Origin of the sequence: Actinomadura roseirufa, from assembly GCF_900659635.1 — a bacterium.
Taxonomy (GTDB): Bacteria; Actinomycetota; Actinomycetes; order Streptosporangiales; family Streptosporangiaceae; genus Spirillospora; species Spirillospora roseirufa.
Map to the genome: position 1 here is coordinate 1 of NZ_CAACVB010000013.1, position 25,052 is coordinate 25,052.

Consider the following 25,052-nt stretch of genomic DNA (forward strand, 5'->3'; position numbering starts at 1 on the left):
CGTGCCCCCGCCCGGCCCGGCGCGACCGCCGTCGGAGCGTCCGGGAGCGGCGGTCCCCGTGCCGGGCGGTCTCTTCGCCGGGCCGTCCCCGCCGCCCCGCTGGCTGGTCCCGGCGCTGGCCGGCGGCGGCGCGTTGCTGGCCCTGGTCGCCGTCGTCGTGCTCGCCGTCGGACTGACCGGAGGCGGTGCCGGATCCGACGACGCCGGAGGACGGCCCGACCCCGTCTTCAAGAGCACGACGAGCGTCCCGTCCCCGCCGCCCACGACCGCCGCGTCCACGGAGCCGCCGCCCGGCGGGGTCGCGGTGACCGTCCCGAACGGCCAGTGGCTGAAGGTGTCGCCCGCGCCCCGGCCGGCGGCCCAGGCAGGGGACGTGCGTTACTCCGACAAGGTGCTGAAGGCGGGGCTGCGCAACATCCTGGTGGCCGCGGAACATCCGGAGGACGACAAGGGCGGGTGCCCGCAGCGCGTGCGGGGCCAGAAGCCCAGCTTCGCCTTCCTCGTGCCGGAGGACGCACAGAGCCTCTGCCTGCTCGCCGACGACCGGGTCGCACTGATCACGGTCGTGTCGGCGGACCGCTACAAGGCCAAGCTCACGGTCTCGACCTGGCCGGCCTGAACCGGCCGGGCACGCCCACAAGAGGAGGCACATGCAGGACCAGCGGATCCAGGCCGAGATCGCGGCGGCGCTGGCGGCGCGGCACGCGCAGCGCGACCGGGTCGAGCGGCTGTCGGGGGCCTGGCGGGAGTTCCGCGACGGGTTCGGCGCGCTCGTCGACCAGGCCGAGCGGACGCAGCTCGACCCGGCGCTCACGGCGGGCGGCCGCGGCGAGGCGCTGGCGGCCGCGCTGCGCCTGTTCCTCGACGGCGGCAGCGCCCGGCGGATGCGGCAGTCGCTGGCCGAGGCGTCCGGACGGGTCGACGCGGTGCGCAGCCGCGCGCTCCGCCCGACGCTCAACATCGGCGTGATCGGCCAGACGCAGGCGGGCAAGAGCACCCTGCTGCGCGCCGTCTCCGGCCTGGACCGGCTCGGCACGGACGTGCTGCCCACCTCCGCCGACCTGCTGCCGACGACCGCGGCCCGCAGCCGCATCTTCAACTCCCCGTCGCCGCGCGCCGAGGTCGTGCTGCGGACCTTCGACGACTTCCGCGAGGTCTACCTGCGGCCCCGGCACGAGGCGCTCGGCCTGCCGGTGCCGGCGGGGATCGAGGACTTCGCGGCGTTCCGGTACCCGTCCTGGACCGAGTTCGCCGGGCCGGCGGCGGCGTCCGGGCGGGACGTGCCGTCCAACCACGAGCACCTGACCCGGCTGCGGCAGGCGCAGACGGCGCTGCCGCGCTACCGCGAGCTGTTCGAGGGGGCCCGCGTCCGGCAGATCGAGCTGCCCGAGGTGCCCGGTTTCGTCTCCTACCCGGCCGACCCGGCGCCGCCGTCGGCGGAGCGCCGCTACCTGGCGGTCCGGGACGTGCGGATCTACCATCCGTTCCCCAACAACCCCGTGCGCGACCTGGCGCTCATCGACCTGCCCGGGACGCAGGAACGGGGCCTCGACGTGGCCCGGCAGTTCATGCAGGACCTGCGCAACGAGGTGGACCTGCTCATCCAGGTCAAGCGGCCGAGCCGCATCAACGTGCTGTTCTCCGCCGGCGACACCGAGCTGCAGGAGCTCGCCCACGCCTCCCGCGCGGGCGTAGCGCTGGGCGACTTCATGTTCATCGTGCTCAACCGGGACGAGGCCAGGGCCGACCTGACGGCGGAGGAGTTCGGGAGCGCGGTGGAGCAGGCGCGGGCGGCGGGCGCCTCGCACGGCGTCGGGGTGCTGTCCGGCGACCTCAGTTCCCCGGACGAGGTGCGCGAGCGGGTGCTCGGCCCGGTGCTGACCCATCTGGCGGGCCGGCTCGCCGCGATGGACCGTGCCGCGCTCTACGACGCGCACGAGGCGACGGTCCGTGCGGGCCGGGCCGCCGTCGAGGCGGCCGGCGCGCTCGCGGACGGGATCCGCGCGGCCGGGCTGCGGGTGCCGAGCGACGACCAGCGGCTCGCCGAGCTCGTCCCGGCCGTGGTCGACGAGCTGGCCGACGACCTGGCCCGCGTCCGCGACGGCTACCTGGCGCGGGTCCGCGAGGGCCTGCGCAGCCAGGAGCTGGACGCCGCGGCGCTCGCCGCCGCCGGGCAGGTGCGGGCGTGGCTGGCGGACGGGTTCGGCGGCGGCGGCCGGGACGTGTGGCTGGAACGGGTCCGCAAGCGGATCCTCGTGCTGCGCCGGGCGACGGTCGAGCAGGAGTTCATCCGGGCCCGGCACTTCGTGGCCGAGACCTTCAAGCGGCTCGTGGACCCCTCGCTCGCGCAGGCCATCGGCGAGCTGCAGGGCATGGTCGTCGCGGCGCTGTGGGCGCGGCTGCCCGCGCCCGTGCTGCCGGGCGAGCACACGCTCGCCGCGTTCGGCGCGGCGCTGCGCGAGCAGGGACTCGCCGCGCTGGCGACCCCGATCGAGGACCTCGCGGCGCTCAGCGTCGGCTACGGGGACCAGAGCCTGTTCCTGCGCGTCGTCCAGCCGATCGTGGTGGGCATCGACGAGGGCGGCCCCGTCGTGCCCGCCGCGCCGGCACCGGGCGCGGGGTCCGGCGCGGGCCACGGCGGGCCCGAGCTTCACGTCGCGGTCGACCTGGCGCCGTGGGCGATCCCCGCGGACGTCGGCGTCAGCGCCTCGATCCCGCTGCGCGGGTGGCGGCGCGGTGACCCGCGCGGGCTGTCCCCGGCGCGGGTCGCGGAGATGATCCCGGTCACCGAGGGCGCCGAGGAGACGGCGCGGTGGCTGGGGGAGACCCTCACCGCCGTCGTCGAGGACGTGCTGGAGCGGCTGTCGCGGGCGCTGGCCGAGGAGTCGGCGGCGGCCGTGCGGGCCCTGTTCGCCTGCGCCGACCAGTTCTTCGACGGCTTCCTGCGGCACCGGCGCACCGAGCTGGAGCTGCGCGAGCTACTGCGCCCGCACCTGGGGGCCGTCACCCCCGACGACGGCCCGGCCCTGCTGGCGGCGCTCGCCCGCGACGTCGAGCTGCGCGCCGCCGCCGTCGGCGAGTCCTTCGCCGGATACGAGGCGGCCTGGCGGTCGGTGCCGGGTCATGGTGCCGAGCCCTGATCGTCGACTGCCGTTGACGTCCGCCCCACCGCCTCTTCACCGTCTGCGGGCGATGATCGGCACGTTCGGCAGTCGACGAAGGTGGTGCCCCATGCTGGGAAGGTTCACGGCCGCGTTCACGGCGGCCGGTGCGCTGGTCGCGCTCTGCGGTGCCGTCCCGGCGCACGCGGGCGTCCCCGTCCCGCCGGACGCGAACCGCGCCGACGGCGCGGGCTCCGGCGAGCGCCCGGACGCGCGGCGCGCGGCCGTCTCGTCACGGCCGGGCGCGCTGCCCGCGCTCCGCTACACCTCCGAGACCAGGCTCGCGCCCGGCGTGGTCCTGCGCGCGTTCGAGACGTCCGGGATCGGCGGGCCGGTGCGCGGCGACCTCGTCGACGTCGACCTGCGCGCGCCGCACGTGCGGGTCGGGCTGCTGCGCCCGCCCGCGATCGCCGCGCGGCTGACGGTGTCGCGGATGGCGGCCGCGCAGCGCGCCGTCGCCGGGGTCAACGGCGACTTCTTCAACATCAGCGAGACGCACCCGGGCGTCACCCCGACCGGGTCGTCGTCCGGCCCCGAGGTGGACGGTGGGCGGCCGCTCAAGGCCGCGGTCCCGGACGGGCAGCGCTTCGGCCCGGCGCTGCCGCCCACGACGTCCGCCGAGGACGTCATCGGCGTCGGTCCCGACCGGCGCGGCCGCGTGGCGCGGCTGCGCCTGACCGGGACGATCACTACCGGCGGCAGGACGCTGCCGCTGCGCGGCCTGAACCAGTACGCGCTGCCCGTCGGCGGCGCGGGCGCGTTCACCAGCGCGTGGGGCGCGGTGTCGCGGCTGCGCGCCGTGTGCGGCACCGACGAGCGCCGCGCCGACCCGTGCGACACCGACGTCGCCGAGGTGACCGTGCGGAACGGAAGGGTCACCCAGGTCGCCGGGACGATCGGCGGCGGCGCGATCCCGCCGGGGACGACCGTCCTGGTCGGGCGCGGCGCGTCCGCCGCGGCCCTGCGCGCGTTCCGGCCCGGCCAGCGGGTGCGCGTCCGCTACTCGCTCACCGGTGCGGAGCGGTTCCGCGCCGCGGTCGGCGGGTTCCCGATCCTGCGCGGCGGAGAGCCGCTGGAGGGGCTCGACCCGCGCGGCCCGGCGCCCCGCACCGCCGCCGGGGTCGGCCACGGCGGCCGCCACCTCTACCTCGTGGTGGCCGACGGGCGGTCCGTGCTCAGCGCCGGGCTGACCGTCGCCGAGCTGGCCGAACTGCTGGAGAGCGCCGGTGCCGACGACGCGGTGAACCTCGACGGCGGCGGCTCCTCGACGCTCGTCGCGCGGGGGCCCGGCGAGCCGGAGGCGACCGTCCGCAACGTCCCCTCGGACGGCACCGAGCGCGCCGTCGCGAACGGGATCGGGGTCTTCACCGCGTCCTGAGCGACGCCCGCTCTCGTCCCGGGCCCGGAAACTTCCTCGCGCGCGTCCCTGACCACGGAGTCCGGGTTGACCGCCCGGCCTGACATCACCGGACCGGCCACCGCCCGCGGCACCCGCCGCGGGCGGTTCGGCGTTCGGCGGCGGTCCTGACCGGACGGCCTGACTCCACACCCGGATTGACCGCGTCTGTGCAGGTCACGTCCCTAGATGACGGACTTCGAGCAAATAAGCGGTGACAGATGACTGAAGTCGCGCATGGGTGCTACGTTCCCTGCGTGACATCAAGCAAGCGGCGTGCGCAGATCGTGTCCTCGCTGCGTACGAAGGGTGCGGCGTCCGTCCGGGAGCTGGCCGAGACCCTTCAGGTGAGCGAGTCGACGATCCGCCGCGATCTCGACGTGCTGGACCGCAACGGCGAGCTCGTCCGGACCTACGGGGGAGCGGCGCTGTCGCCTCAGGCGGCGGTGCCCGAGATCTCCTTCGCGGCCTCGGCCGAGCACGACAGCGCGGAGAAGGAGGCGGTGGCCAGGCGGGCCGCCGCGCTGGTCGAGGACGAGATGGTCGTCGTGCTCGACATCGGCACCAGCACCCGGCTGCTCGCCCGGCACCTGCGCGGCCGGCCCGTCACCGTCATCACCGCCAACCTGGCGGTGCTGGACGAGCTCCGCGACGACGAGGCCGTGCGGCTGTGCCTGCTCGGCGGGGTGGTGCGGCGCAACTACCTCTCGCTCGTCGGGTCGCTCACCGAGACGGCGCTGCGCCGGGTGAGCGCCGACCTGATGTTCCTCAGCTGCACCGGGGTACGGCCGGACGGCCATGTCGTCGACGACATGGAGGTCGAGACGCCGATCAAGCAGGCGATGATCGAGTCCGCCGACCGGGTGGTGCTGGTCGCCTCCGAGGCGAAGTTCCCCGGCACCGGATCGCTGCGCGTGTGCTCCCTCGCGGCGGTCGACGCGGTGGTGACCACCGCCGGCGCCGACCCACAGACTCTCGAGCTCTGCCGGCAGGCGGGCGGGAAGGTGTTCATCGCATGAAGCTGGCCATCCTTGGCGGGGGCGGGTTCCGGGTGCCGTACGTGTACCAGGCCCTGCTGCGCGACCACGGCTCCCCGCGCATCGGGGAGGTCTGGTTGCACGACACCGACGACGGCCGCCTGGCCGCGATGGCGGCCGTGCTCGCGGCCTCCGCCGCCGGTGCCGAGGGCGCCCCCGTGGTCCGCACCAGCACCGACCTGAACCGGGCACTGGAGGGCGCCGACTTCGTGTTCTCCGCCGTCCGCGTGGGCGGGCTGGCGGGGCGGGTGTGCGACGAGCGCGTGGCGCTGGACCTGAACGTCCTCGGACAGGAGACGACCGGGCCGGGCGGTCTCGCCTACGGCCTGCGCACGATCCCCGTCATGGTGGACGTCGCGCGCCGCGTGAAGGAGCTGGCCCCGGACGCCTACGTCATCAACTTCACCAACCCGGCCGGCATGATCACCGAGGCGATGCAGTCCGTCCTCGGCGACCGGGTGCTCGGCATCTGCGACACCCCGTCCGGGCTCGGCACGCGGGTGGCGCTGGCGCTCGGGCTACGGCCCGAGCGCCTCCAGCTCGACTACGTGGGGCTCAACCACCTCGGCTGGATGCGCCGCATCCTGCACGACGGCGTGGACGTCCTGCCGCGCCTGCTCGCCGACGACGACCTGCTCGGCGGGCTGGAGGAGGGCGTGGTCTTCGGCCGCGAGTGGCTGCGCGAACTCGGCTCCATCCCCAACGAGTACCTGTACTACTACTACTTCAACCGGGAGGCGGTCCGCGCCACCCTCGACGCCCCGCAGACCCGCGGCGAGTTCCTCGTCCGGCAGCAGGAGGCGTTCTACGAGCGGATCGCCGCGGCGTCCGGCGGCGCGGCCCTGGAGATCTGGCGCGAGACGACCGCCTCCCGCAGCGCCAGCTACATGGCCGAGATGAAGGGCGCGGCGACCGGGGAGGCCCTGGAGGACCACTCCGGCGTCGACCCGGTCGACGAGGGGTACGCCGGTGTGGCGCTGAGCGTGATGGCGGCGATCAGCCGCAACGAGCCCGCCTCCATGATCCTCAACGTGCGGAACGGGTCGACCGTCACCGCGCTGCCGCCGGACGCGGTCGTCGAGGTGCCCGTCACCGTCGACGCCAACGGGATCCACCCGCTCGTCCTCGACCAGCCCGACCTGCACCAGACGGGCCTGATGCAGCAGATGAAGGCGGTGGAGCGGCTGACGATCGGCGCGGCCCTCAGCGGCTCGCGGACCGAGGCGGTCAAGGCGTTCGCCCTGCACCCGCTGGTCGACTCGGTCTCGGTCGGGCGCAGGCTGCTCGACGGCTACATCGACCGGATCCCCGAGGTGGCGGCCGTGTTCAAGGACGGCCCCCGGTGACCGCCGTCCTCTGACCCGACCGATCCACCTCCGTACACCACCCCACTTCACCCATCCCACCCCCCACCTTCAACGACCGGACCCAGGCGGGTCCGCCGGGACGTCGCCGGCGGGCCCGCGGTCCTCCCTTACCTCGAACGTCATCAACGAAGGCCCTCGTGAGGAGGCGTCATGACAGCAGAAACTCTGAGCGGGGCCGCGGCCGCGGACTCCCCGGGAGCTGAGGCCGCGGCACCCGGGCGGCCGCCCGAGCCGTCGCTGACCGACCCGTGCGCCGAGCGCGGCCTGGCCGGGGAACTGCTCCGGCGGACCGGGGACGCCGGCGGCACCGCTCCCGGCCTGGACGTCTTTCTGAGCGGCCAGGTCTTCATGGACATGATCTTCACGGGGCTGCCGGGGCTGCCGCCGCCCGGCACGGAGCTGTTCACCGAGGGGCTCGGCTCGGCGCCCGGCGGCGTCGCGAACATCGCGGTGGCGATGAGCCGGCTCGGCCTGCGGGTCGGCCTCGCGGCGCCGTTCGGCGACGACCTGTTCGGCGCCTACCTGTGGCGGACGCTCGCCGAGCAGGAGGGCGTCGACCTCGGGCACTCGCGGAAGATCCCCGCCTGGCCGACGCCCGTCACCGTGTCGCTGGCCTACGACTCCGACCGCAGCATGGTCACCTACGCCAAGCCCATGCCGGAGCTCACGGGAGCAGCCGCCGGCCTGGTCGGCGGCGCCGTGAACGACGACGGGGACGGCACGGACGCCGGCACGGGGGCGGGGGCGGTGCTGGGCTCCCCGCCGCCGTCCGCGCGGGCGTGCTTCGTCGACATCGAGCGTCCCGTGCCCGGCTGGGCGCGGGAGATGCGCCGCTCGGGCGCGCTGGTGTTCGCCGACCTCGGCTGGGACGCGACCGAGACCTGGTCGAGCGAGGTGCTGGACCGGCTGGAGCACGTGGACGTGTTCCTGCCGAACGCCGTGGAGGCGATGGCCTACACCCGTACCGGCAGCCCCGAGGAGGCCGCCCGCGCGCTGTCGGCGCGGGTCCCGGTCGTGGTCGTCAAGCGCGGCGGGGACGGCGCGATCGCGATCGACTCCCGTACCGGCGAGGTCGCCGAGACCTCGGCGCTGCCGGTCGAGGCGCTCGACGCGACCGGCGCCGGCGACGTGTTCGCCGCGGGGTTCCTGTTCGGCACGCTCGCCGAGCTTCCGCTGGCCGAGCGCCTGCGGTTCGCCAACCTGTGCGCGGGCCTGTCGGTGCGGCACCGCAGCGGCTCGCTCGGCGCGCCCTGCTGGGGCGAGATCGCCGCGTTCGGTGAGTCCGGGGAGGTTCCCGAGTCCGTGCTCGAGCAGTACGCCTTCGTCGTGGACTACATCCCCGACTCGGCGACCGACACCGTCGTCCGGGCCGAGCCCACCCTCCGGGCCGACCTCCAGCAGCCGTCCTGACCCCGGTCCCGCGACGCGGGACCACCCACCCCCAGGATCGCGCAACAGAGAAAGGAGCCGCTGGAATGCCGACACTGATGAGGCGAGGGGCGGTGGCCACGGCCGTCGCCCTCGTGACGGCGCTCGCCGCCGCGTGCGCCCCGGGCTCGTCGAACGACAAGCCCGAGAGCAAGGCGCCCGCGGCGGTCAGCACCGACGTCGCCAAGGCCGGGAACGTGACGCTCACCGTCTGGGACCAGGAGGTCCAGGGCGGCCTGAAGGAGCAGATCGAGAAGCTGAACGCCCAGTTCCAGGCCAAGTACCCGAACGTGAAGATCAACCGGGTGTCGCGTTCGTTCAGCGACCTGCAGAAGACGCTGCGGCTGGCCCTGTCGGGCAGCAACCCGCCCGACGTCGTGGAGGCCAACCAGGGCTACGCGTCCATGGCGCAGTTCGTCAAGGCCGGGATGCTGCTGCCGATGGACTCCTACGACCAGGTCTACGGGTGGAAGAAGCGCTACCCCAAGGGCCTGCTCGACCTGAACAGCGTCACCCCCGACGGGAAGCTGATCGGCTCGGGCAACCTGTACGGGGTGTCCCTGAACGGTGAGATCGTCGGGCTGTACTACAACAAGGAGAAGCTCGCGAAGCTGGGCGTCCAGCCGCCGAAGACGTGGGCCGAGTTCGAGCAGGCCCTCGCCACGGCCAAGGGCAAGAACGAGGTACCGATCGCGTTCGGCAACCTGGAGAAGCTGCCCGCGATGCAGCTCTACGGCATCCTCCAGGACGGTCTCACCGACAAGGAGGCCGTCCGCAAGCTCGTGTTCGGCAGCGGCGGATCCTGGACGGACGCCCCGAACGTCCAGGCGGCGCAGAAGCTCGCCGACTGGGCCAAGAAGGGCTACTTCACCAAGGACTCCAACTCGATCAAGTGGGACGACACCCCGGTGAACTTCGCCAAGGGGCAGGGCGTGTTCATGTTCGGCGGCACCTGGTGGGCGCCCGACCTGAACGACCGGATGAAGGAGAAGGTCGGCTTCATCCTGCCGCCCGCCGCGCAGGCGGGGGCGCCGGCGGCGACCATGGGCGGGGAGAGCCTGCCCTGGTCGATCACCGCCAAGTCCAAGCACGCCGACGTGGCCGCCGCCTACATCAACTTCATCACCTCGCCCGCGGCGATGGACGTCGCGGTCGAGACCGGCAGCCTCCCGGTGCTGGCCGCCCCGAGCAAGCAGCCCGAGGCGGCGCTGATGAAGGAGGTGTCGGCGGCATGGGCGGAGCTCAGCAAGAACGACGGCACCACGCCCTACATCGACTACACCTCGCCCACGTTCACCGACGGGTTCGGCGGCCCGCTCCAGGAGCTCGTCGCCGGCAAGAAGTCGGCCGAACAGGTCATGAAGGCGGCGCAGGACGACTACTCCGCCTTCCAGAAGAAGAAGTAGCCGATCAGCTCCCGCCGCCGGCCGCGCTCGGTCCGCCGCGCGGCCGGCGGCGGGACACGGGCTGACGACCGCAGAGCAAGGGAGCCCGCACATGACGACCGTCGCGCGGCGCAAGACCCCGAAGTCCGGGACCGGGTCCGCCGGCCCGGGCGCCGTCCGGCGCCCGGGGCGCGCTGAGGTGACCAGATCGCCGGGAGAGCCCCGCCGGCTGGGCTGGCTGTACGTCCTGCCGGCCCTCCTGGTGTACGGGGGGTTCCTGCTGTGGCCGCTGGTGCGCGGGGCGCAGTTCTCCCTGTACGACTGGGACGGCCTTGGCACGGCGGAGTGGGCGGGCCTCTCCAACTACACCGGCATCTGGACGGACCCGGCGCTGCGCGGCGCCTTCGGCCATCTGCTGATCCTCGTGGTGTTCTACGCCGTCCTGCCGTGCTGCATCGCGTTCGTGCTGGTCGCCGTCATGTCCCGGACGAAGATCCGCGGTCTCGTGTTCTTCCGGACCGTCCTGTTCCTGCCGCAGGTCGTCGCGATGGTCGCGGTGGCCGTGGCCTGGCAGTGGGTCTACTCCGCCGACGGCCCCGTCAACACCGTCCTCGGATGGCTCCACGACCTCGGCCTCCCCGACTGGCGCCGCGGCTGGCTGGGCGACTTCACCTTCGCGCTGCCCGCCGTCGGGCTCGTCGGGACCTGGGTCGGGATCGGCCTGGCGCTGGTGCTGTTCCTGGCCGGCGTGCAGAAGATCCCGCGAGAGCTGTACGAGGCCGCGCGCATCGACGGAGCCGGTCCCGTCCGCGAGTTCTTCGCCGTCACCCTGCCGGGGCTGCGGCGCGAGCTGGCGGTCGCGCTGACCCTCACGACGATCATGGCGATCCGCAACTTCGACCTCATCTACATGGCCACCGCGGGCGGCCCGGGCAACTCCACCAAGGTGCCCGCCTACGAGGTCTACAACCGCACGTTCAACACCGGCGAGGTCGGGCTCGGCTGCGCCATCGGCATCACGCTGGCGGTGCTGGCGTTCGCCGCGACGGCGGGCATCGGCCGCCTGGTGGAAGGGAAGGGCGCATGAGCACGCGGGGGGAACGGCTCGTCAACCACGCGGTCCTGGCCGTCTTCGCGGTCATCGCCGTGTTCCCGATGATCGGGATCGTGACGCAGGCGCTGCGGCTGCCCGGCCTGGACTTCTCGACCTTCGGCACGGCGTGGCGCGAGGGCCACTTCGCCACCTACCTGCGCAACAGCGTCATCGTCACCTCGATCACCGTCGTCGTCTCGGCGACGCTGTCGATCATGGCCGGGTACGCGCTCGGCACCATGCGCTTCCGCGGCGCCACCGCCGTGTTCCTGCTGTTCCTGGCCGGGCTGACCATCCCGACCGAGACCATCGTCGTGCCGCTCTACTTCGACCTGCGCTCGATGGGGCTGGACAACACCTACGCGGGGCTGATCCTGCCGCAGGTGGCGATGTCGGTGGCGTTCGGCACGTTCTGGATGCGGGCCTACTTCCGCAGCGTCCCGCGCTCCCTGCTGGAGGCGGCCCGGATCGACGGCGCGTCGAGCTGGACGACGCTGTGGCGGGTGCTGGTGCCGATCGGCCGCCCGGCCATCCTCACCATGCTCCTGCTCACCACCATGTGGACCTGGAACGAGTTCCTGCTCCCCCTGGTCATCATCAACTCGGACGAGGCGCTGCGCACCGCGCCGCTCGGCCTGTCCTTCTTCCAGGGTTCGCACAAGACCGACTATCCGCTGCTCATGGCCGGTGCGCTGATCATCGCCGCGCCCGTCGTGATCGTCTATGTCTTCCTGCAACGGCAGTTCATCGCAGGAATGCTCTCGGGGGCCATCAAGGAGTAGGGCGTCCGGGGCCGCGCGCGGTCCCGGACGCAGGGAACGAACAGGAGAGTTCATGCGAAGACTCGCCCTACCCGCCGTCCTGTCGGCCGCGCTCGCGGCCCTCGCCCTGGCCGGTCCGCCGGCCTCGGCGCAGGCGGCATCCCCGTCCGGGCGCGGCGGGCCGTCCGACCGCGGCGGCCTGGACGTGCTGTTCGTCGGGGCGCACCCCGACGACGAGGCGGGCACACTGTCGACCCTCGGCCAGTGGAACGAGTACGCCACCGGCAAGTCCGGCGGCGTCCGGACCGGGGTCCTCACCGTCACCCGCGGCGAGGGCGGCGGGAACGCCGCCGGCAACGAGGAGGGCCCGCCGCTCGGCCTGCTCCGCGAGAACGAGGAGCGCCGCGCCGTCGGCAAGGCCGGCGTCACCGACGTCCACTACCTGGACAAGGTCGACTTCTACTACACGGTGAGCGCCCCGCTCACCAGCGCCACCTGGGACCACGACGCGACGCTGGAGAAGGTCGTCCGGCTCGTCCGCGAGACGCGGCCCAAGGTGATCGTCACCATGGAGCCCGCGCCGGTGCCCGGCCAGCACGGCAACCACCAGCAGGCGGCGCGGCTGGCGACCGAGGCGTACTTCGCCGCCGCCGACCCGGCGGCCTACCCGGGCCAGCTCCGCGGCAAGGAGCGGCTGGACGCCTGGGCGCCCGGACGGCTCTTCCAGACCGGCGGGGCGTCCGGCCCGGCGGGGGCGGCGTGCGCGACCGACCTGACCCCGGCCGGCCAGGGCGCGCTCGCCTACGGCGTGTGGGGAGGCCGCGCGTCCGCGCGCAACGGCGGCAAGACCTGGGCGCAGGTCGAGCGCGAGGCGCAGCGCACCTACGTCAGCCAGGGCTGGGGAGGGTTCCCCGACGTCCCCGCGGACCCGGCGAAGGTCGGCTGCGACTACTTCACGCAGATCCACAGCCGCGTGCCGTTCACCCTGGGCAACACCGACCCGACGGCCCCGCTGGAGGGCGCGGTGCAGCCCGCCAAGGGCGGCCTCCCGTTCGGCACGCAGTTCTCCCTCACCACCGACTCGTTCGGCGTCACTCCCGGTCGTGCGTTCAAGGTCACGGCCCACGCCTCCTCCCCGCGGACACTCTCCGGGGCGCGCGCGACGCTCGCCGTGCCCACCGGTTGGAACGTGACAGGAAGCGGTGACCTGGGCAAGGTCCGCGACGACGACCGCACCGCGACGTTCACCGTCACGCCCCCGGCTGGCGCCGCGCTCGGCCGCGCCCGGATCTCGGCGACCCTCGCCTCCGGCAAGGCCACCGGCCAGACCGCGACGCTCGTCGAGGTCCGCCCGGCCGTCACCGGCGCGCAGGAGCCGCTGCCCCGCGTGGCGGACTTCGACGCCTGGGCCGCCAAGAACGACGTCCAGGCCCTCACCGGCCGGATGAAGCGGGTGCTGACCCTGGCCTCCGGCAAGTCCCGCAAGGTCCGGGTGGACCTGGCCAACACCACCGCGTCCGCCCAGTCGGGCACGGTCAAGCTGGACCTGCCCGCCGGCTTCGCGGCCGACGCGGCGTCCAAGCCGTACACGCTCGCCGCCGGGGCGAAGGGCTCGGCGACGTTCACCGTCACCAACACCGACGCCTCGCTGCCCACCTCCAACCAGGGCGGCACGGGCGGCGACTACGACCTGACCATCACCACGACCTCCGCCTCGGGCGCGCCGGACGTCCAGAAGGGCGCCCTGGAGCTCGTCCCGGCGGCCGAGCTGCCCAAGGCCACGAGCGCCCCGGCCGTGGACGGCAAGGAGACGCCCGGCGAGTACCCCGGACCCGAGCTGAACCTGTCCCGCCTCTGGGAGGGGACGGCCTGCGACTCGGCCGCCGACTGCTCGGCCACCGGCAAGGTCACCTGGACCGACGACGCGCTCCACGTGCTCGTCAAGGTCCGCGACGACAAGCAGGGCACCGTCCTCGGCGCCGACGACTGCAAGCGGCACTGGCGCAGCGACTCGGTGGAGATCGGGATCGACCCGCGCGGCGACTCCGAGAACACCTCCACCACGTTCAAGACCGGAATCTTCCCCCAGATGTCGGACGGCAAGCCCTGCTTCGAACGGGACGCCGACGCCCACCAGGGCGGCGCGGAGACCGCGCCCGGCATGCAGGTCGCCTCGTCGGTGACCAGCCCCTACGACGGCTACGTCATCGAGGCGAAGATCCCGTTCAAGGCGCTGCCGACCGCCGTCGACCCGGCGCGGATGGGCCTGAACATCTTCGTCTACGACTCCGACACCCAGGACAAGACCGGCCAGACCCGCATCGGGTGGTCCACCTGGGGCGGCGTGCAGGGCGACCCGTACCGGTGGGGCCTGACCACCCTTCCCGGTCACACCCCGCCGTCCGGCCTGCCGACCACCCCGCCGGCCCCGGTGATGCCCACCGACGCCGCGGCCTCGGTCAACTCGCCGGAGTCCATCGTCCAGGCGGTGCGCACCGGCGTGCCGCTGGCCGCCGGACCCGCCGCCCCGCGCGATGACAGCGCCACCGTCAGCGGCGCGCCCGTCGTCTCCGGCGGCTCGGTCACCTTCACGCTGAAGGCGACCGGACCGGGCACCGCGTACGTCCACGTCTGGGACGGCAAGGTCCTCGGCACCACCAAGGTCGAGGTTCAGCGGTCCGGGACCCAGAAGGTGACCGTCCAGGGCGCCAGCGGCCTGCTCACCCTCGCCTTCGCCGCCAAGAAGGGAGGCACCGCGAGCACCGTCGTGCAGCTGGATTAATTGCAATCCCGGCCCACGATCCTCGCCTGGCGGCTCGGACCGTGACCGTGCTTGTGCGAGCGCGAATCGCTTCGCGATCTGCCCGCTTGAGGCTCGCCTTCGGCTTCGCCTCAAGCGGGCAGGTAGCGCGCTCGCGTGACGGCTGAGTATGCCCGTCCGGATGCCGTCAATGCAGTCTGACCATTGGGCGGTCGACGGCCGGTTGTGGCTTAGGGGCGCAAGGCTCATCGTTCCTGGGCGGGGTGGGTGAGGATCTCCTCAAGCAGGCCGGGCGCGCTGCTTCGGGCGTGGTCAGAGGGGCCGCGGTGTTCGTCTGACGGTTGGGGGCGGGCGTGTTACTTGCCTACGAGGGTGTGGGAGAAGGTGTAGCGGTCGGCCCGGTAGACGTGGGTGCCGTACTCGACGGCCTCGCCCTTGTCGTCGAAGGCCGTCCTGGTCATCGTGAGCAGGGGGGTACCGCGCCGCTCGTCGAGCAGCCGGGCCTCGGCCGTCGTCGCGCCGCGCGCGCCGATCGTCTGGTGGGCGATGCGCAGGTTCACGCCCGCCGCGCGCAGCGTCTCGTACAGCCCGTGCTCCTCCAGGTGGGCGGCGGTGACGTCGATCAGACCGGCGGGCAGCAGGTTCGTCATCAGGGCCAGCGGCTCGCCGCCGGTCAGCCGCAGCCGGCGCAGCCGGAGCACCTCGGTGCCCACGGGGACGCCGAGCCGGTCGGCCGCCTCGCCCCCGGCGGGAACCGGCCCCAGCTCCAGGACCCGCGTGCCCGGCTCCTCCCCGGCCGCCACGAGGTCGTCGTACAGGCTGGACAGCTCCAGAGGACGGCGCACCTGTGACTGGACGACCTGGGTGCCCACGCCCCGGCGGCGCACCAGCAGCCCCTTGTCGACCAGGTGCTGGATCGCCTGCCGCACGGTCGGCCGGGACAGCCGGTACCGCGCCGCCAGCTCCAGCTCGTTCTCCAGCCGCGACCCGGGCGGCAGCTCGCCCGCGCGGATCGCGGCCTCGAGCTGCTGGGCCACCTGGAAGTAGAGCGGGACGGGACTGCCACGGTCCAGCGTCACCGCGGGTTTGTGCACGTCGGAGCCTCCTCGCCTCGGTCGCGGACGAGGATAACGGACTCGGTGCTACAAAGTTCTTAAGTCTGTATGTCAGGACATGACCTTGACAGAATTTGGAGCGTTCCATGACACTCGAACGCATTCACCGCGGCATCCGAAGGGGGACTGCATGAGGGTCGGGCTGGCCGGGGCCGGGCGGATCGGGGCCGGGCACGCGGAGACGCTGCGGGGCCTCGCCGAGGTCGAGGAGGTCGTCATCGCCGATGCCGACGCCGGGCGCGCCCGGGCGGTCGCGGGCAAGCTCGGCGCGCGCGCGGTGGACGGGGTCGGCGCGCTGCTGGCCGCGCGCCCGGACGCCGTCGTCGTCGCCACGCCGACCGCCGCGCACGCGGAACTGGTGATCCGGGCGGTGGAGGCGGAATTGCCGGTGTTCGTGGAGAAACCCGTCGCGGCCGACCTCGATGGAACGATCCAAGTTCTGTCGGCGGTCCGCGGCTCCGGGGTTCCCGTCCAGGTCGGGTTCCAGCGCCGCTTCGACCCGGGCCACGTCGCCGCGCGCGACGCGGTGCGGTCCGGGCGGCTCGGCTGGGTGCACACCGTGCGGTCCTGCACGCTGGACCCGGCGCCTCCGCCGGACGACTACATCCCGACCTCCGGCGGGCTGTTCCGGGACTGCTCCGTCCACGACTTCGACGCCGTGCGGTTCGTCACCGGCCGCGAGGTCGCCGAGGTCACCGCGACCGGCGCCAACCGCGGCGCGGAGGTCTTCGCCGAGTCCGGCGACATCGACACCGGCGCCGCCGTCCTCACCCTGGACGACGGCACCCTCGCGCTCGTGTCCGCGACCCGCTACAACGCGGCCGGGTACGACGTGCGGCTGGAGGTTCTCGGCTCGCGGGACGGGGTCGTCGCCGGGCTGGACGACCGCACTCCGCTGTCGTCCGCCGCCGCCGGGTTCGGCCCGGCGGGACCGCCGCACACGGGGTTCCTGGAGCGGTTCGCCGACGCCTACGCCGCCGAGCTGTGCGCCTTCGTCGGCGTGGTGGCCGGGCGCACCCCCAACCCCTGCCCGCCCGAGGAGAGCCTGGAGGCGTTCTACGTGGCCGAGGCGTGCGAGATCTCCCGGCGCGAGCGCCGCACCGTCACGATCGAGGAGGTGCGCCGATGACGCCCGCGGCCCCCGCCGTCCCCGCGCCGCGGATCGCCGCCGCGCCGATCTCCTGGGGGGTCTGCGAGGTGCCCGGCTGGGGCCATCAGATGGCCGCGGCCCGGGTGCTCGCGGAGATGCGCGAGCTCGGCGTCGCCGCGACCGAGTTCGGCCCGGACGGGTTCCTGCCCGCCGGGCCCGCCGAGCGGTCCGCGCTCCTCGGGGCCTACGGGCTCCGGCCGGTGGGCGGGTTCGTCCCGCTCGTCCTGCACGACCCCGGACGCGACCCGATCCCCGACCTCGAACGGGCGCTCGACTCGTTCGGCGACCCCGGCGCGACGGTCGTGCTGGCCGCCGCGACGGGCCTGGACGGCTACGACGGGCGGCCCGACCTGGACGCGGAGAACTGGGCGGCGCTGCTGCGCAACCTCGGCCGCGCCGCCGCCCGCGCCGAGGCCCGCGGCCACCGTGCCACCCTGCACCCGCACGTCGGCACGGTCGTCGAGCGGAGCGCGGAGGTCGACCGGGTCCTGGACGGCTCGGACGTCCCGCTGTGCCTGGACACCGGGCACCTGCTCATCGGCGGCACCGACCCGCTCGCGCTGGCGCGGTCGGCCGCGGACCGGATCGCCCACGTCCACCTCAAGGACGTCGACGCCGCGCTCGCCGCGAAGGTGCGCGCCGGGGAGACCACCTACACCGCCGCCGTCCGGGACGGCGTCTACCGGCCGCTCGGGCGGGGCGACGTCGACGTCGCCGGGATCGTCGGCGCGCTCGAAGGCGCGGGCTACGGTGGCTGGTACGTCCTGGAGCAGGACACGGTGCTCACGGACGAGCCCGCGCCGGGCGCGGGGCCGTGCGCCGGGGTCCGCGAAAGCCTGGCGTTCCTGGCCGCCCTGGGCGGAGGTCCGGGGGAGGAAGGCGCGCCATGAGCCACGACCTCGTCACGATGGGGCGGGTGAGCGTGGACGTGTACCCGCTCCAGACGGGCGTCCCGCTGGAGGACGTCGAGTCCTTCGGCAAGTACCTCGGCGGCAGCCCCACCAACGTCGCGGTGGCGGCGGCCCGGTACGGGCACCGGACCGCGGTGATCACCCGGACCGGCGACGACCCGTTCGGCCGTTTCATCCACCGCAAGCTGCGCGAGTACGGGGTGGACGACCGGTTCGTCACCCCCGTCCCCGGCCTGCCGACGCCGCTGGCGTTCTGTGAGATCTTCCCGCCGGATCACTTCCCGCTCTACTTCTACCGCTACCCCAAGGCCCCCGACCTGGAGATCCATCCGCACGAGCTCGACCTGGACGCGCTCCGCTCGGCGCGGATCTTCTGGGCGACGGTCACCGGGCTGTCGCAGGAGCCGAGCCTTGCCGCGACGCTCGACGCGCTGGAGGTCCACCCGGGCACGACCGTCCTCGACCTGGACTGGCGGCCGATGTTCTGGGAGACGCGGGACGACGCCCAGGAGCGGATCGCGGCGGCGCTGCGGAACACCACCGTGGCGATCGGCAACCTGGAGGAGTGCGAGGTCGCGGTCGGCGAGCGGGAGCCGCGCGCCGCGGCCCGCGCGCTGCTGGCGCGCGGCGTGTCGGTGGCCATCGTGAAGCAGGGGCCCCGCGGGACGCTCGCCGCGTCGGCGGACGGGATCGTCGAGGTCCCGCCGACCCCGGTGGACGTCGTCAACGGGCTCGGCGCGGGCGACGCCTTCGGCGGCGCGGTCTGCCACGGGCTGCTGCGCGGATGGGACCTGGAGCGCACCGTCCGGTTCGCGGGCGCGGCCGGGGCGATCGTCGCGTCCCGGCTCGCCTGCGCGGACGCCATGCCGGACGCCGGCGAGGTCGAGCGGATCCTCGGCGGCGGCGCGGGCACCGGCACGCCGGACGGGCGGGCGACGAGGAACGGAGCCGACGACGGCATGGGAACGACCGGCGGAACGAGTGACAAGGAGAGCACGGGTTGAGCATGGGCACGTTCCCCGAACGCCTCGCGGCGCTGCTGGAGACCAGGGCCGCGCGGCCGGAGGCCATCGCCGAGGCCGCGGCCCTGCGTCCGCGGCCCGCGGCGCCGCCCGGCGCGTCCGGCCGGCTGATGATCATCGCCGCGGACCATCCGGCGCGCGGCGCGCTGCGCGCCGGGACCGATCCGCTGGCCATGGGCAACCGCCTCGATCTGCTGGAGCGGATGTGCGTCGCGCTGGCCAGGCCCGGCGTGGACGGCGTCCTCGCCACCCCGGACGTCATCGAGGACCTGCTGCTGCTCGGCGCGCTGGACGGCAAGGTCGTCATCGGGTCGATGAACCGGGGCGGGCTGGCCGGTTCGGCGTTCGAGCTCGACGACCGGTTCACCGCCTACACCGCGCCCGCGATCGCGGCGGCGGGCCTGGACGGCGGGAAGATGCTGCTGCGCGTCGACCTGGCCGACCCGGCGACCGTCCGCACGCTGGAGGCGTGCGCGAACGCGGTGACCGACCTCGCCGGGCACGGCCTGATGGCGATGGTCGAGCCCTTCATGTCGACCCGCGGCGGTGACGGGGCCGTCACCAACGTGCTGACCACCGAGGCGATGGTCAAGGCGGTGTCCATCGCCTCGGGCCTCGGCGCCACGTCCGCCCGCACATGGCTGAAAATCCCGGTGGTGGACCGCATGGAGGAGGTCATGGCGGCCTCGACGCTGCCGGCCGTGCTGCTCGGCGGCGAGGTGCGGGCCGACCCGGACGCGGCGCTGGCGGGCTGGCAGGCCGCGCTCGCGCTGCCGTCGGTGCGCGGCCTGGTCGTCGGCCGGTCGCTGCTGTACCCGCCCGGCGGCGACGTCGCCGCGGCGGTCGACGCCGCGGTGGGGCTGCTGTGATCGGCCGGGTGACCACCGAGGTCACGCCGGAGGGCGCGGGCTGGGCCTACTCGGGCCTGCGCGTGGTGACGCTCGCCCCCGGCGAGGAGATCGTGCTGGAGACCGGGGACGCCGAGACCCTCGTGCTGCCCCTCGCGGGGGCGTGCGCGGTGACGGTCGGCGTCCCGGCGGACGATGTCGCCGTCACCTTCGAGCTGCACGGACGGCGGGACGTGTTCTCCCGGGTGACGGACTTCGCCTACGCCCCGCGCGAGGCGTCGCTCGTCCTGGCGTCGCGTGACGGCGGCCGGTTCGCGCTGCCCTCGGCCCGCTGCGAACGGCGGCTGGCGCCCCGCTACGGCCCGGCCGAGGACGTGCCGGTCGAGCTGCGCGGCGCCGGTCAGATGAGCCGGCAGGTCAACAACTTCTGCACGCCGGAGGCGTTCGAGGCGGACCGGCTCATCGCCTGCGAGGTGCTGACGCCGGGCGGCAACTGGTCGTCCTACCCGCCGCACAAGCACGACGAGGAGACCGCGACCGAGGCGGTGCTGGAGGAGATCTACTACTTCGAGGTCGCGGGCGCGCCGGACGGCGGCGCCGGGATGGGCTACCAGCGCGTCTACGGCACCGCCGAGCGGCCCATCGACGTTCTGGCGGAGGTGCGGACGGGCGACACGGTGCTCATCCCGCACGGCTGGCACGGGCCGTCCATGGCGGCTCCGGGGCATGACCTGTACTACCTGAACGTGATGGCGGGACCCGGCGCGGAGCGGGCCTGGCTGATCTGCGACGATCCGGCGCACGCCTGGATCCGCGGCACCTGGCCGGACCTGCCGGCCGACCCGAGGCTGCCGATGTCCTCGGCGGCGGGACCGGAGGAGGAACGATGACGGCGACCGTGCGGCTCACCGTCGGGCAGGCGGTGGTCCGCTTCCTGGCGGAGCAGTGGACCGAGCGGGACGGGGAGCGGCACCGCTTCTTCGCGGGCTGCTTCGGCATCTTCGGCCACGGGAACGTGGCGGGACTGGGGCAGGCGCTGCTGCAGTACGGCGACGCACTGCCCTACCGCGCGGCCCGCAACGAGCAGGCGATGGTGCACGCCGCCGTCGGCTACGCCCGGATGAACGACCGGCTCCGCGCGTACGCGTGCACGACGTCGGTCGGGCCGGGCGCGACCAACATGGTGACGGGCGCGGCGCTCGCGACGATCAACCGCATCCCGGTGCTGCTGCTGCCCGGCGACGTGTTCGCCACCCGCGTCGCCAACCCGGTCCTTCAGGAGCTGGAGGACGCCCGGTCCTACGACGTGTCGGTCAACGACTGCTTCAAGCCCGTCTCCAAGTACTGGGACAGGATCAACCGCCCCGAGCAGCTGCCCGCGGCGCTGCTGGCGGCGATGCGGGTGCTCACCGACCCGGCGGAGACGGGGGCGGTGACGCTGGCGCTGCCGCAGGACGTGCAGGCCGAGGCGTACGACTGGCCGGCCGAGCTGTTCGAGCGGCGGGTGTGGCGCGTCCCGCGGCGGGTGCCCGAGCCGGCGGTGCTCGCCGAGGCCGCGCGACTGCTGCGGACGGCCGAACGGCCGCTGATCATCGCCGGCGGCGGCGTCATCTACTCGGGCGCGACGGGCGAGCTGAGCGTGCTCGCCGGGGAGACCGGGATCCCGGTGGCCGAGACGCAGGCGGGCAAGGGTTCGCTGCCCTGGGACCACCCCTCGGCGGTGGGCGCGATCGGCGCGACCGGGACGGCCGCCGCGAACGCCCTGGCCCGCGAGGCCGACGTCGTGCTCGGCGTCGGCACCCGCTACAGCGACTTCACCACGGCCTCCCGCAGCCTGTTCGCCCGGCCCGGCGTGCGGTTCGTCAACCTCAACGTCGCCGAACTGGACGCCGCCAAGCACGCCGGGCTGGCGCTCACCGCCGACGCCCGCGCCGGTCTCGCCGCGCTCCGGGCGGAGCTCGCGGGGCACACGGTCGCGGCGTCCTACCGGACCGAGACGGCGGAGCTGACCGCCCGCTGGAACGCCGCCGTCGACCGCGCCTACGCGCCCGGCCCCGGGCCGCTGCCCGTCCAGTCGGAGATCATCGGCATCGTCAACGAGGTGAGCGGCCCGCGCGACGTGGTCGTGTGCGCCGCCGGGTCGATGCCGGGCGACCTGCACAAGCTGTGGCGCACCCGGGACCCCAAGGGCTACCACGTCGAGTACGGCTACTCCTGCATGGGCTACGAGATCGCGGGCGGCCTCGGCGTGAAGCTCGCGGCGGGCGACGACCGCGAGGTGTTCGTGCTCGTCGGGGACGGCTCGTACCTGATGATGGCGCAGGAGCTGGTCACCGCCGTGGCGGACGGCGTCAAGCTCGTCGTCGTCCTGGTCCAGAACCACGGGTTCGCGTCCATCGGCAACCTGTCGGAGTCGGTCGGGGCGCAGCGGTTCGGGACCCGGTTCCGGCTCCCGGGCGACCTCGCCGCGAGCGCCGCCGCGATGGGCGCCGACGTGCTGCGCGCCACCACCGCGCGGGAGTTCCGCGCCGCGCTGCGCCAGGCGCGCGACAGCGCGAACACGACCGTCGTGCACATCGAGACGGATCCCGCCGTCCCCGCCCCCGACAGCGAGGCGTGGTGGGACGTTCCGGTCGCGGAGGTCTCGACACTGGAGGCGACGGCCGAGGCCCGCGCCCGCTACGAGGAGGAGCGCAAGGCCCAGCGTCCGCTGCTGTGAGAGCACCGCGTGTGAGAGCCGCCGTGCACCGGCCATGAGGCCAGGTGCCCGGCGGCTCTTCTGCGTCGCGATCATTTGTCGCCGAAAAGGATCACGGCGTTAGCGAGCCATTAGCGCTGGACACTACAATCGTCAGCGCCGCTCCACCTGTACCAGCCGATCCATTTCCCCGCCATTGGCTCGGCCAGTGAATGGTCGGTGACCGGGAGTTCTGGAAGTCTCTCCAGGGAGTAAGAGAGCTTCACATATCTAAAGGGTAACAGGTATGCTCGCCCGGTCTGTGGCAGGCGGGCACGGGGTGTGCACGACTCGTGGCCAGAGGTGATTCGGGGAAACTACGGGGGCTTCTCGGATGGTGTGTGTCGAGTACCGCGACGCCATGACGGTGCTGCGGAACATGTACGAAGAGGCGTCATCGGGCAATGGCGGCTCACTGCTCGTGAACGGGGGAATGGCGAGCGGAAAAACGACCTTGCTGCACGATTTCCTGCGGCACTGCGGCGAGCGCGGCGCCGCGACGTTCAGCGCCACCGGCGCGCGGTCGGAGTCCGATCTGCCCGGCGGGGTGATCGAGCAGCTCGTGCGCGGCGGCGATCTCCTGCCCGCCGAGACGGGGCGCGCCGCCTCCCACGGCGCCGACCTCCCGCTGGTGCGCACCACCTGCGGCGCGCTCCTGGCCCTGTCCAGGGATCGGCCGGTCGTCATCGGCGTCGACGACGTCCAGTTCGCCGACAGCCGCTCCCTCCTGGCCCTGCTGTACCTGCACCGGCGGATCCGCACGGCGCGCGTCCTGCTCGTCCTCAACTTCTGGGAGCGGCCCCGGCCGACGCTGTCGGACTTCTGCGCCGAGCTCACCCGGCGTCCCTACCACCGGCTGCGGCTGGCGCCGATGTCGCGCGCCGCCGTCACCGACCTCGCGGCCCGCTCCATGGACGCCGGCGCCGCCGCCCGCCTCGCTCCGGAGCTGCTCGAACGGAGCGCCGGCAACCCGATGCTGGCGAGCGCCCTGATCGAGGACCACCTCGCCGGCGCCGCGGGCGGCGGCGCCCATGTCGGCCGCGCCGTGCTCGACGCGCTGCACCGGTGGGGCCCGCAGGTCCTGGAGGTCGGCCGCGCCCTGGCCGTGCTCGGCGAGCACGCCACCGCCGAGCTGGCCGCCCGGCTGCTGCGGGCGCGTCCGGAGGGCGTCGCGGAGATCATGGAGATCCTCACCGGCGCGGGCCTGCTCGCCGCGGGCCGGCTGCGGCACGAGCCCGTCCGCAGGGCCGTCCTCAGCGACCTGTCCACGCCGGAGCGGGCCTGGCTCGACATCCGCGCCGCCGACCTGCTGCACCGGCGCGGCGCCGCCGCGACCGCCGTCGCCGGGCACCTGCTGGCCGCCGGCCGCGCCGCCGGCCCGTGGTCGGTGGACGTGCTGCGCGAGGCCGCCCGCGCGGCGCTCGCCGACGACCTCCCGGGCCGTGCGGAGCGGTTCCTGGAGCTGGCCATGACCGCCTGCGACGACCCCGCCGGGCGCGCCGAGATCGGCGCGACGCTCGCCGAGGCGACCTGGCGCGTCGCGCCGGCCACCGCGGACGCCTACCTGTCGGAGTCGGTCACCGACCACGACGCCGCCACGGTGATCAGGCACGCGCTCTGGCGCGGCGACCGCGCCGCGGTGTCCGGCGCGCTGGACCGGCTGGCGGGTGGGCCGCCCGACCACCGGCTCGCCGCCGAGCTGCGCCTGGCGCTGCACTGGTACTACGGGACGGCGGCGCGGGAGCACGCGCCGGGCGACGACCCGTGGAACCAGGCCGCCGACGCCCTGACCACCCTGTGGGCGCGCGGCGGGCACCGCGCCGCCACCGCCAGCGCCGAGCACGTCCTGCGCAGCTGCGCGCTCGGCGACGGCACCCTGGAGGTCCTCGCGACGGCGCTGCTGGCCCTCGCGCACGGCGGCGAGGGCGACCGGGCCGCCCGCTGGTGCGACCATCTCGTCGCCGAGGCGGCCCGCCGCCGCGGCGCGCTCTGGCAGGCGGTCCTCGGCAGCGTCCGCGCGGAGATCACGCTGTGGCTCGGCGACCCGGCCGGGGCGCACGCCGAGGCGTCCCGCGCCCTCGAACTGCTGCCGCCGCGCGAGTGGGGCGTGCTCATCGGGTACCCGCTCACCTGCCTGCTCCTGGCCGGTGCCGCCCTCGGGCGTCCCGAGCCGCCGCGGCACCCCGTCCCGGACGCGATGCTCGGCACCGTGCTCGGCGCCCGTTACCTGCACGCGCGCGGCCGCTCCCACCTCGCCACCGACCGCGTCCTCGCCGCGGTCACCGACTTCCAGGCGTGCCGCCGGCTCATCCGCGAGCACGGCCTGGACGTCCGCGCGCTCGTCCCCGTCGAGCACGACCTCGCCGAGGCCAACCTGCGCCTGGGCCGCCGCGGCACCGCCCGCGAGCTCGCCGTGGCGCAGCTCCGCGCGGCCCGCGGCCCCCGGCTGCGCGGGATGTCACTGCGGGTCCTGGCCGCGTGCAGCGACCCGTCCCAGCGTCCGGCACTCCTCCGGGAGGCGGTCGCCCATCTCGAGCGGTCCGGGGACCGGCTGGAGCTGGCCCGCGCGCACCGCGCGCTGTCGGAGACCGGTTCGGCGAAGACGGCGGATCCGGTGCTCAGCGACGCCGAGCACCGGGTCGTGGTCCTCGCCGCCACGGGTCACTCCAACCGCGAGATCAGCCGCAAGCTCTGGATCACCGTCAGCACGGTGGAGCAGCACCTGACCCGCGCCTACCGCAAGCTGGGCGTCTCGGGCCGGTCCGAGCTCGAGGAGGGCCTGGCCGAGAGAGGAGTCTCCCTCGCCTCAGAGGAGGGGGAACTATCGGTCACCGCCAACGGCGCCTGATCCGGCGCCTCGACCGAGGCGGGGGAGGGCGG

Annotated in this window: 17 protein-coding genes and 1 pseudogene; 17 read left to right on the forward strand and 1 reads right to left on the reverse strand. The window is 74.2% G+C overall.

All coding sequences use genetic code 11. From position 1 onward, the window contains the following. The 10 genes and pseudogenes from E1291_RS04720 to E1291_RS04765 all read left to right on the forward strand — a co-directional run. A pseudogene (locus tag E1291_RS04720) lies at nt 1-619 on the forward strand (hypothetical protein); the annotation flags it as partial. A gap of 31 nt (nt 620-650) precedes the next feature. Next, a complete protein-coding gene (locus E1291_RS04725) occupies nt 651-3,140 on the forward strand; it encodes a P-loop NTPase family protein (RefSeq protein WP_131736307.1) in 2,490 nt (829 codons plus the stop codon). 91 nt (nt 3,141-3,231) lie between these two features. Beyond that, nucleotides 3,232-4,539 (forward strand): phosphodiester glycosidase family protein, encoded by a 1,308-nt coding sequence (locus E1291_RS04730; protein ID WP_131736308.1) that lies wholly within the window; start codon nt 3,232-3,234, stop codon nt 4,537-4,539. Between the two features lie 275 nt (nt 4,540-4,814). After that, nucleotides 4,815-5,576, forward strand: coding sequence for a DeoR/GlpR family DNA-binding transcription regulator (locus E1291_RS04735; protein ID WP_131736309.1), 762 nt, complete (start codon nt 4,815-4,817; stop codon nt 5,574-5,576). Continuing rightward, nucleotides 5,573-6,940, forward strand: a complete 1,368-nt coding sequence (locus tag E1291_RS04740) for a 6-phospho-beta-glucosidase (protein ID WP_131736310.1) — start codon at nt 5,573-5,575, stop codon at nt 6,938-6,940. Before E1291_RS04735 ends, E1291_RS04740 begins: the two co-directional genes overlap by 4 nt. A gap of 171 nt (nt 6,941-7,111) precedes the next feature. Further along, on the forward strand, nt 7,112-8,371 hold the full coding sequence (locus tag E1291_RS04745; RefSeq protein ID WP_131736311.1) for a carbohydrate kinase family protein: 1,260 nt from the start codon (nt 7,112-7,114) through the stop codon (nt 8,369-8,371). 65 nt (nt 8,372-8,436) lie between these two features. Continuing rightward, nucleotides 8,437-9,795 carry an extracellular solute-binding protein gene (locus E1291_RS04750; RefSeq protein WP_207400559.1) on the forward strand — a complete coding sequence of 453 codons (1,359 nt, stop codon included), beginning with the start codon at nt 8,437-8,439 and terminating at the stop codon, nt 9,793-9,795. Between the two features lie 91 nt (nt 9,796-9,886). Further along, nucleotides 9,887-10,861 carry a carbohydrate ABC transporter permease gene (locus E1291_RS04755; protein ID WP_131736312.1) on the forward strand — a complete coding sequence of 325 codons (975 nt, stop codon included), beginning with the start codon at nt 9,887-9,889 and terminating at the stop codon, nt 10,859-10,861. Then, a complete protein-coding gene (locus E1291_RS04760; protein WP_131736313.1) occupies nt 10,858-11,649 on the forward strand; it encodes a carbohydrate ABC transporter permease in 792 nt (263 codons plus the stop codon). The genes E1291_RS04755 and E1291_RS04760 overlap by 4 nt, the downstream gene beginning before the upstream one ends. 52 nt (nt 11,650-11,701) lie before the next feature. Further along, on the forward strand, nt 11,702-14,410 hold the full coding sequence (locus tag E1291_RS04765; protein WP_131736314.1) for a sugar-binding protein: 2,709 nt from the start codon (nt 11,702-11,704) through the stop codon (nt 14,408-14,410). A gap of 335 nt (nt 14,411-14,745) precedes the next feature. Here the strand turns inward: E1291_RS04765 and E1291_RS04770 are convergent, their stop codons facing one another. Further along, entirely contained in the window at nt 14,746-15,483 is a 738-nt protein-coding gene (locus E1291_RS04770) for a GntR family transcriptional regulator (protein ID WP_131736315.1), read from the reverse strand. A gap of 151 nt (nt 15,484-15,634) precedes the next feature. Here E1291_RS04770 and E1291_RS04775 point away from each other — a divergent pair, with 151 nt between their 5' ends. The 7 genes from E1291_RS04775 to E1291_RS04800 all read left to right on the forward strand — a co-directional run bounded on the left by E1291_RS04775 (nt 15,635) and on the right by E1291_RS04800 (nt 25,020). After that, on the forward strand, nt 15,635-16,633 hold the full coding sequence (locus E1291_RS04775; RefSeq protein WP_131736316.1) for a Gfo/Idh/MocA family protein: 999 nt from the start codon (nt 15,635-15,637) through the stop codon (nt 16,631-16,633). Further along, nucleotides 16,630-17,544, forward strand: coding sequence for a TIM barrel protein (locus tag E1291_RS04780; protein ID WP_131736317.1), 915 nt, complete (start codon nt 16,630-16,632; stop codon nt 17,542-17,544). Before E1291_RS04775 ends, E1291_RS04780 begins: the two co-directional genes overlap by 4 nt. Further along, nucleotides 17,541-18,569: a 5-dehydro-2-deoxygluconokinase gene (iolC, locus tag E1291_RS04785; RefSeq protein ID WP_131736318.1), complete on the forward strand. Its 1,029-nt coding sequence runs from the start codon at nt 17,541-17,543 to the stop codon at nt 18,567-18,569. The genes E1291_RS04780 and iolC overlap by 4 nt, the downstream gene beginning before the upstream one ends. A gap of 2 nt (nt 18,570-18,571) precedes the next feature. Then, nucleotides 18,572-19,456 (forward strand): Cgl0159 family (beta/alpha)8-fold protein, encoded by an 885-nt coding sequence (locus E1291_RS43765; protein ID WP_242613951.1) that lies wholly within the window; start codon nt 18,572-18,574, stop codon nt 19,454-19,456. 8 nt (nt 19,457-19,464) lie between these two features. After that, entirely contained in the window at nt 19,465-20,325 is an 861-nt protein-coding gene (gene iolB, locus E1291_RS04790; protein WP_242613945.1) for a 5-deoxy-glucuronate isomerase, read from the forward strand. Continuing rightward, the gene (gene iolD / locus E1291_RS04795; RefSeq protein ID WP_131736320.1) at nt 20,322-22,154 is read left to right on the forward strand and encodes a 3D-(3,5/4)-trihydroxycyclohexane-1,2-dione acylhydrolase (decyclizing); all 1,833 of its coding nucleotides are present in this window, start codon (nt 20,322-20,324) and stop codon (nt 22,152-22,154) included. The genes iolB and iolD overlap by 4 nt, the downstream gene beginning before the upstream one ends. 379 nt (nt 22,155-22,533) lie before the next feature. Continuing rightward, nucleotides 22,534-25,020 carry an AAA family ATPase gene (locus E1291_RS04800; RefSeq protein ID WP_165494964.1) on the forward strand — a complete coding sequence of 829 codons (2,487 nt, stop codon included), beginning with the start codon at nt 22,534-22,536 and terminating at the stop codon, nt 25,018-25,020. The last annotated feature ends 32 nt before the right edge of the window (nt 25,021-25,052 follow it).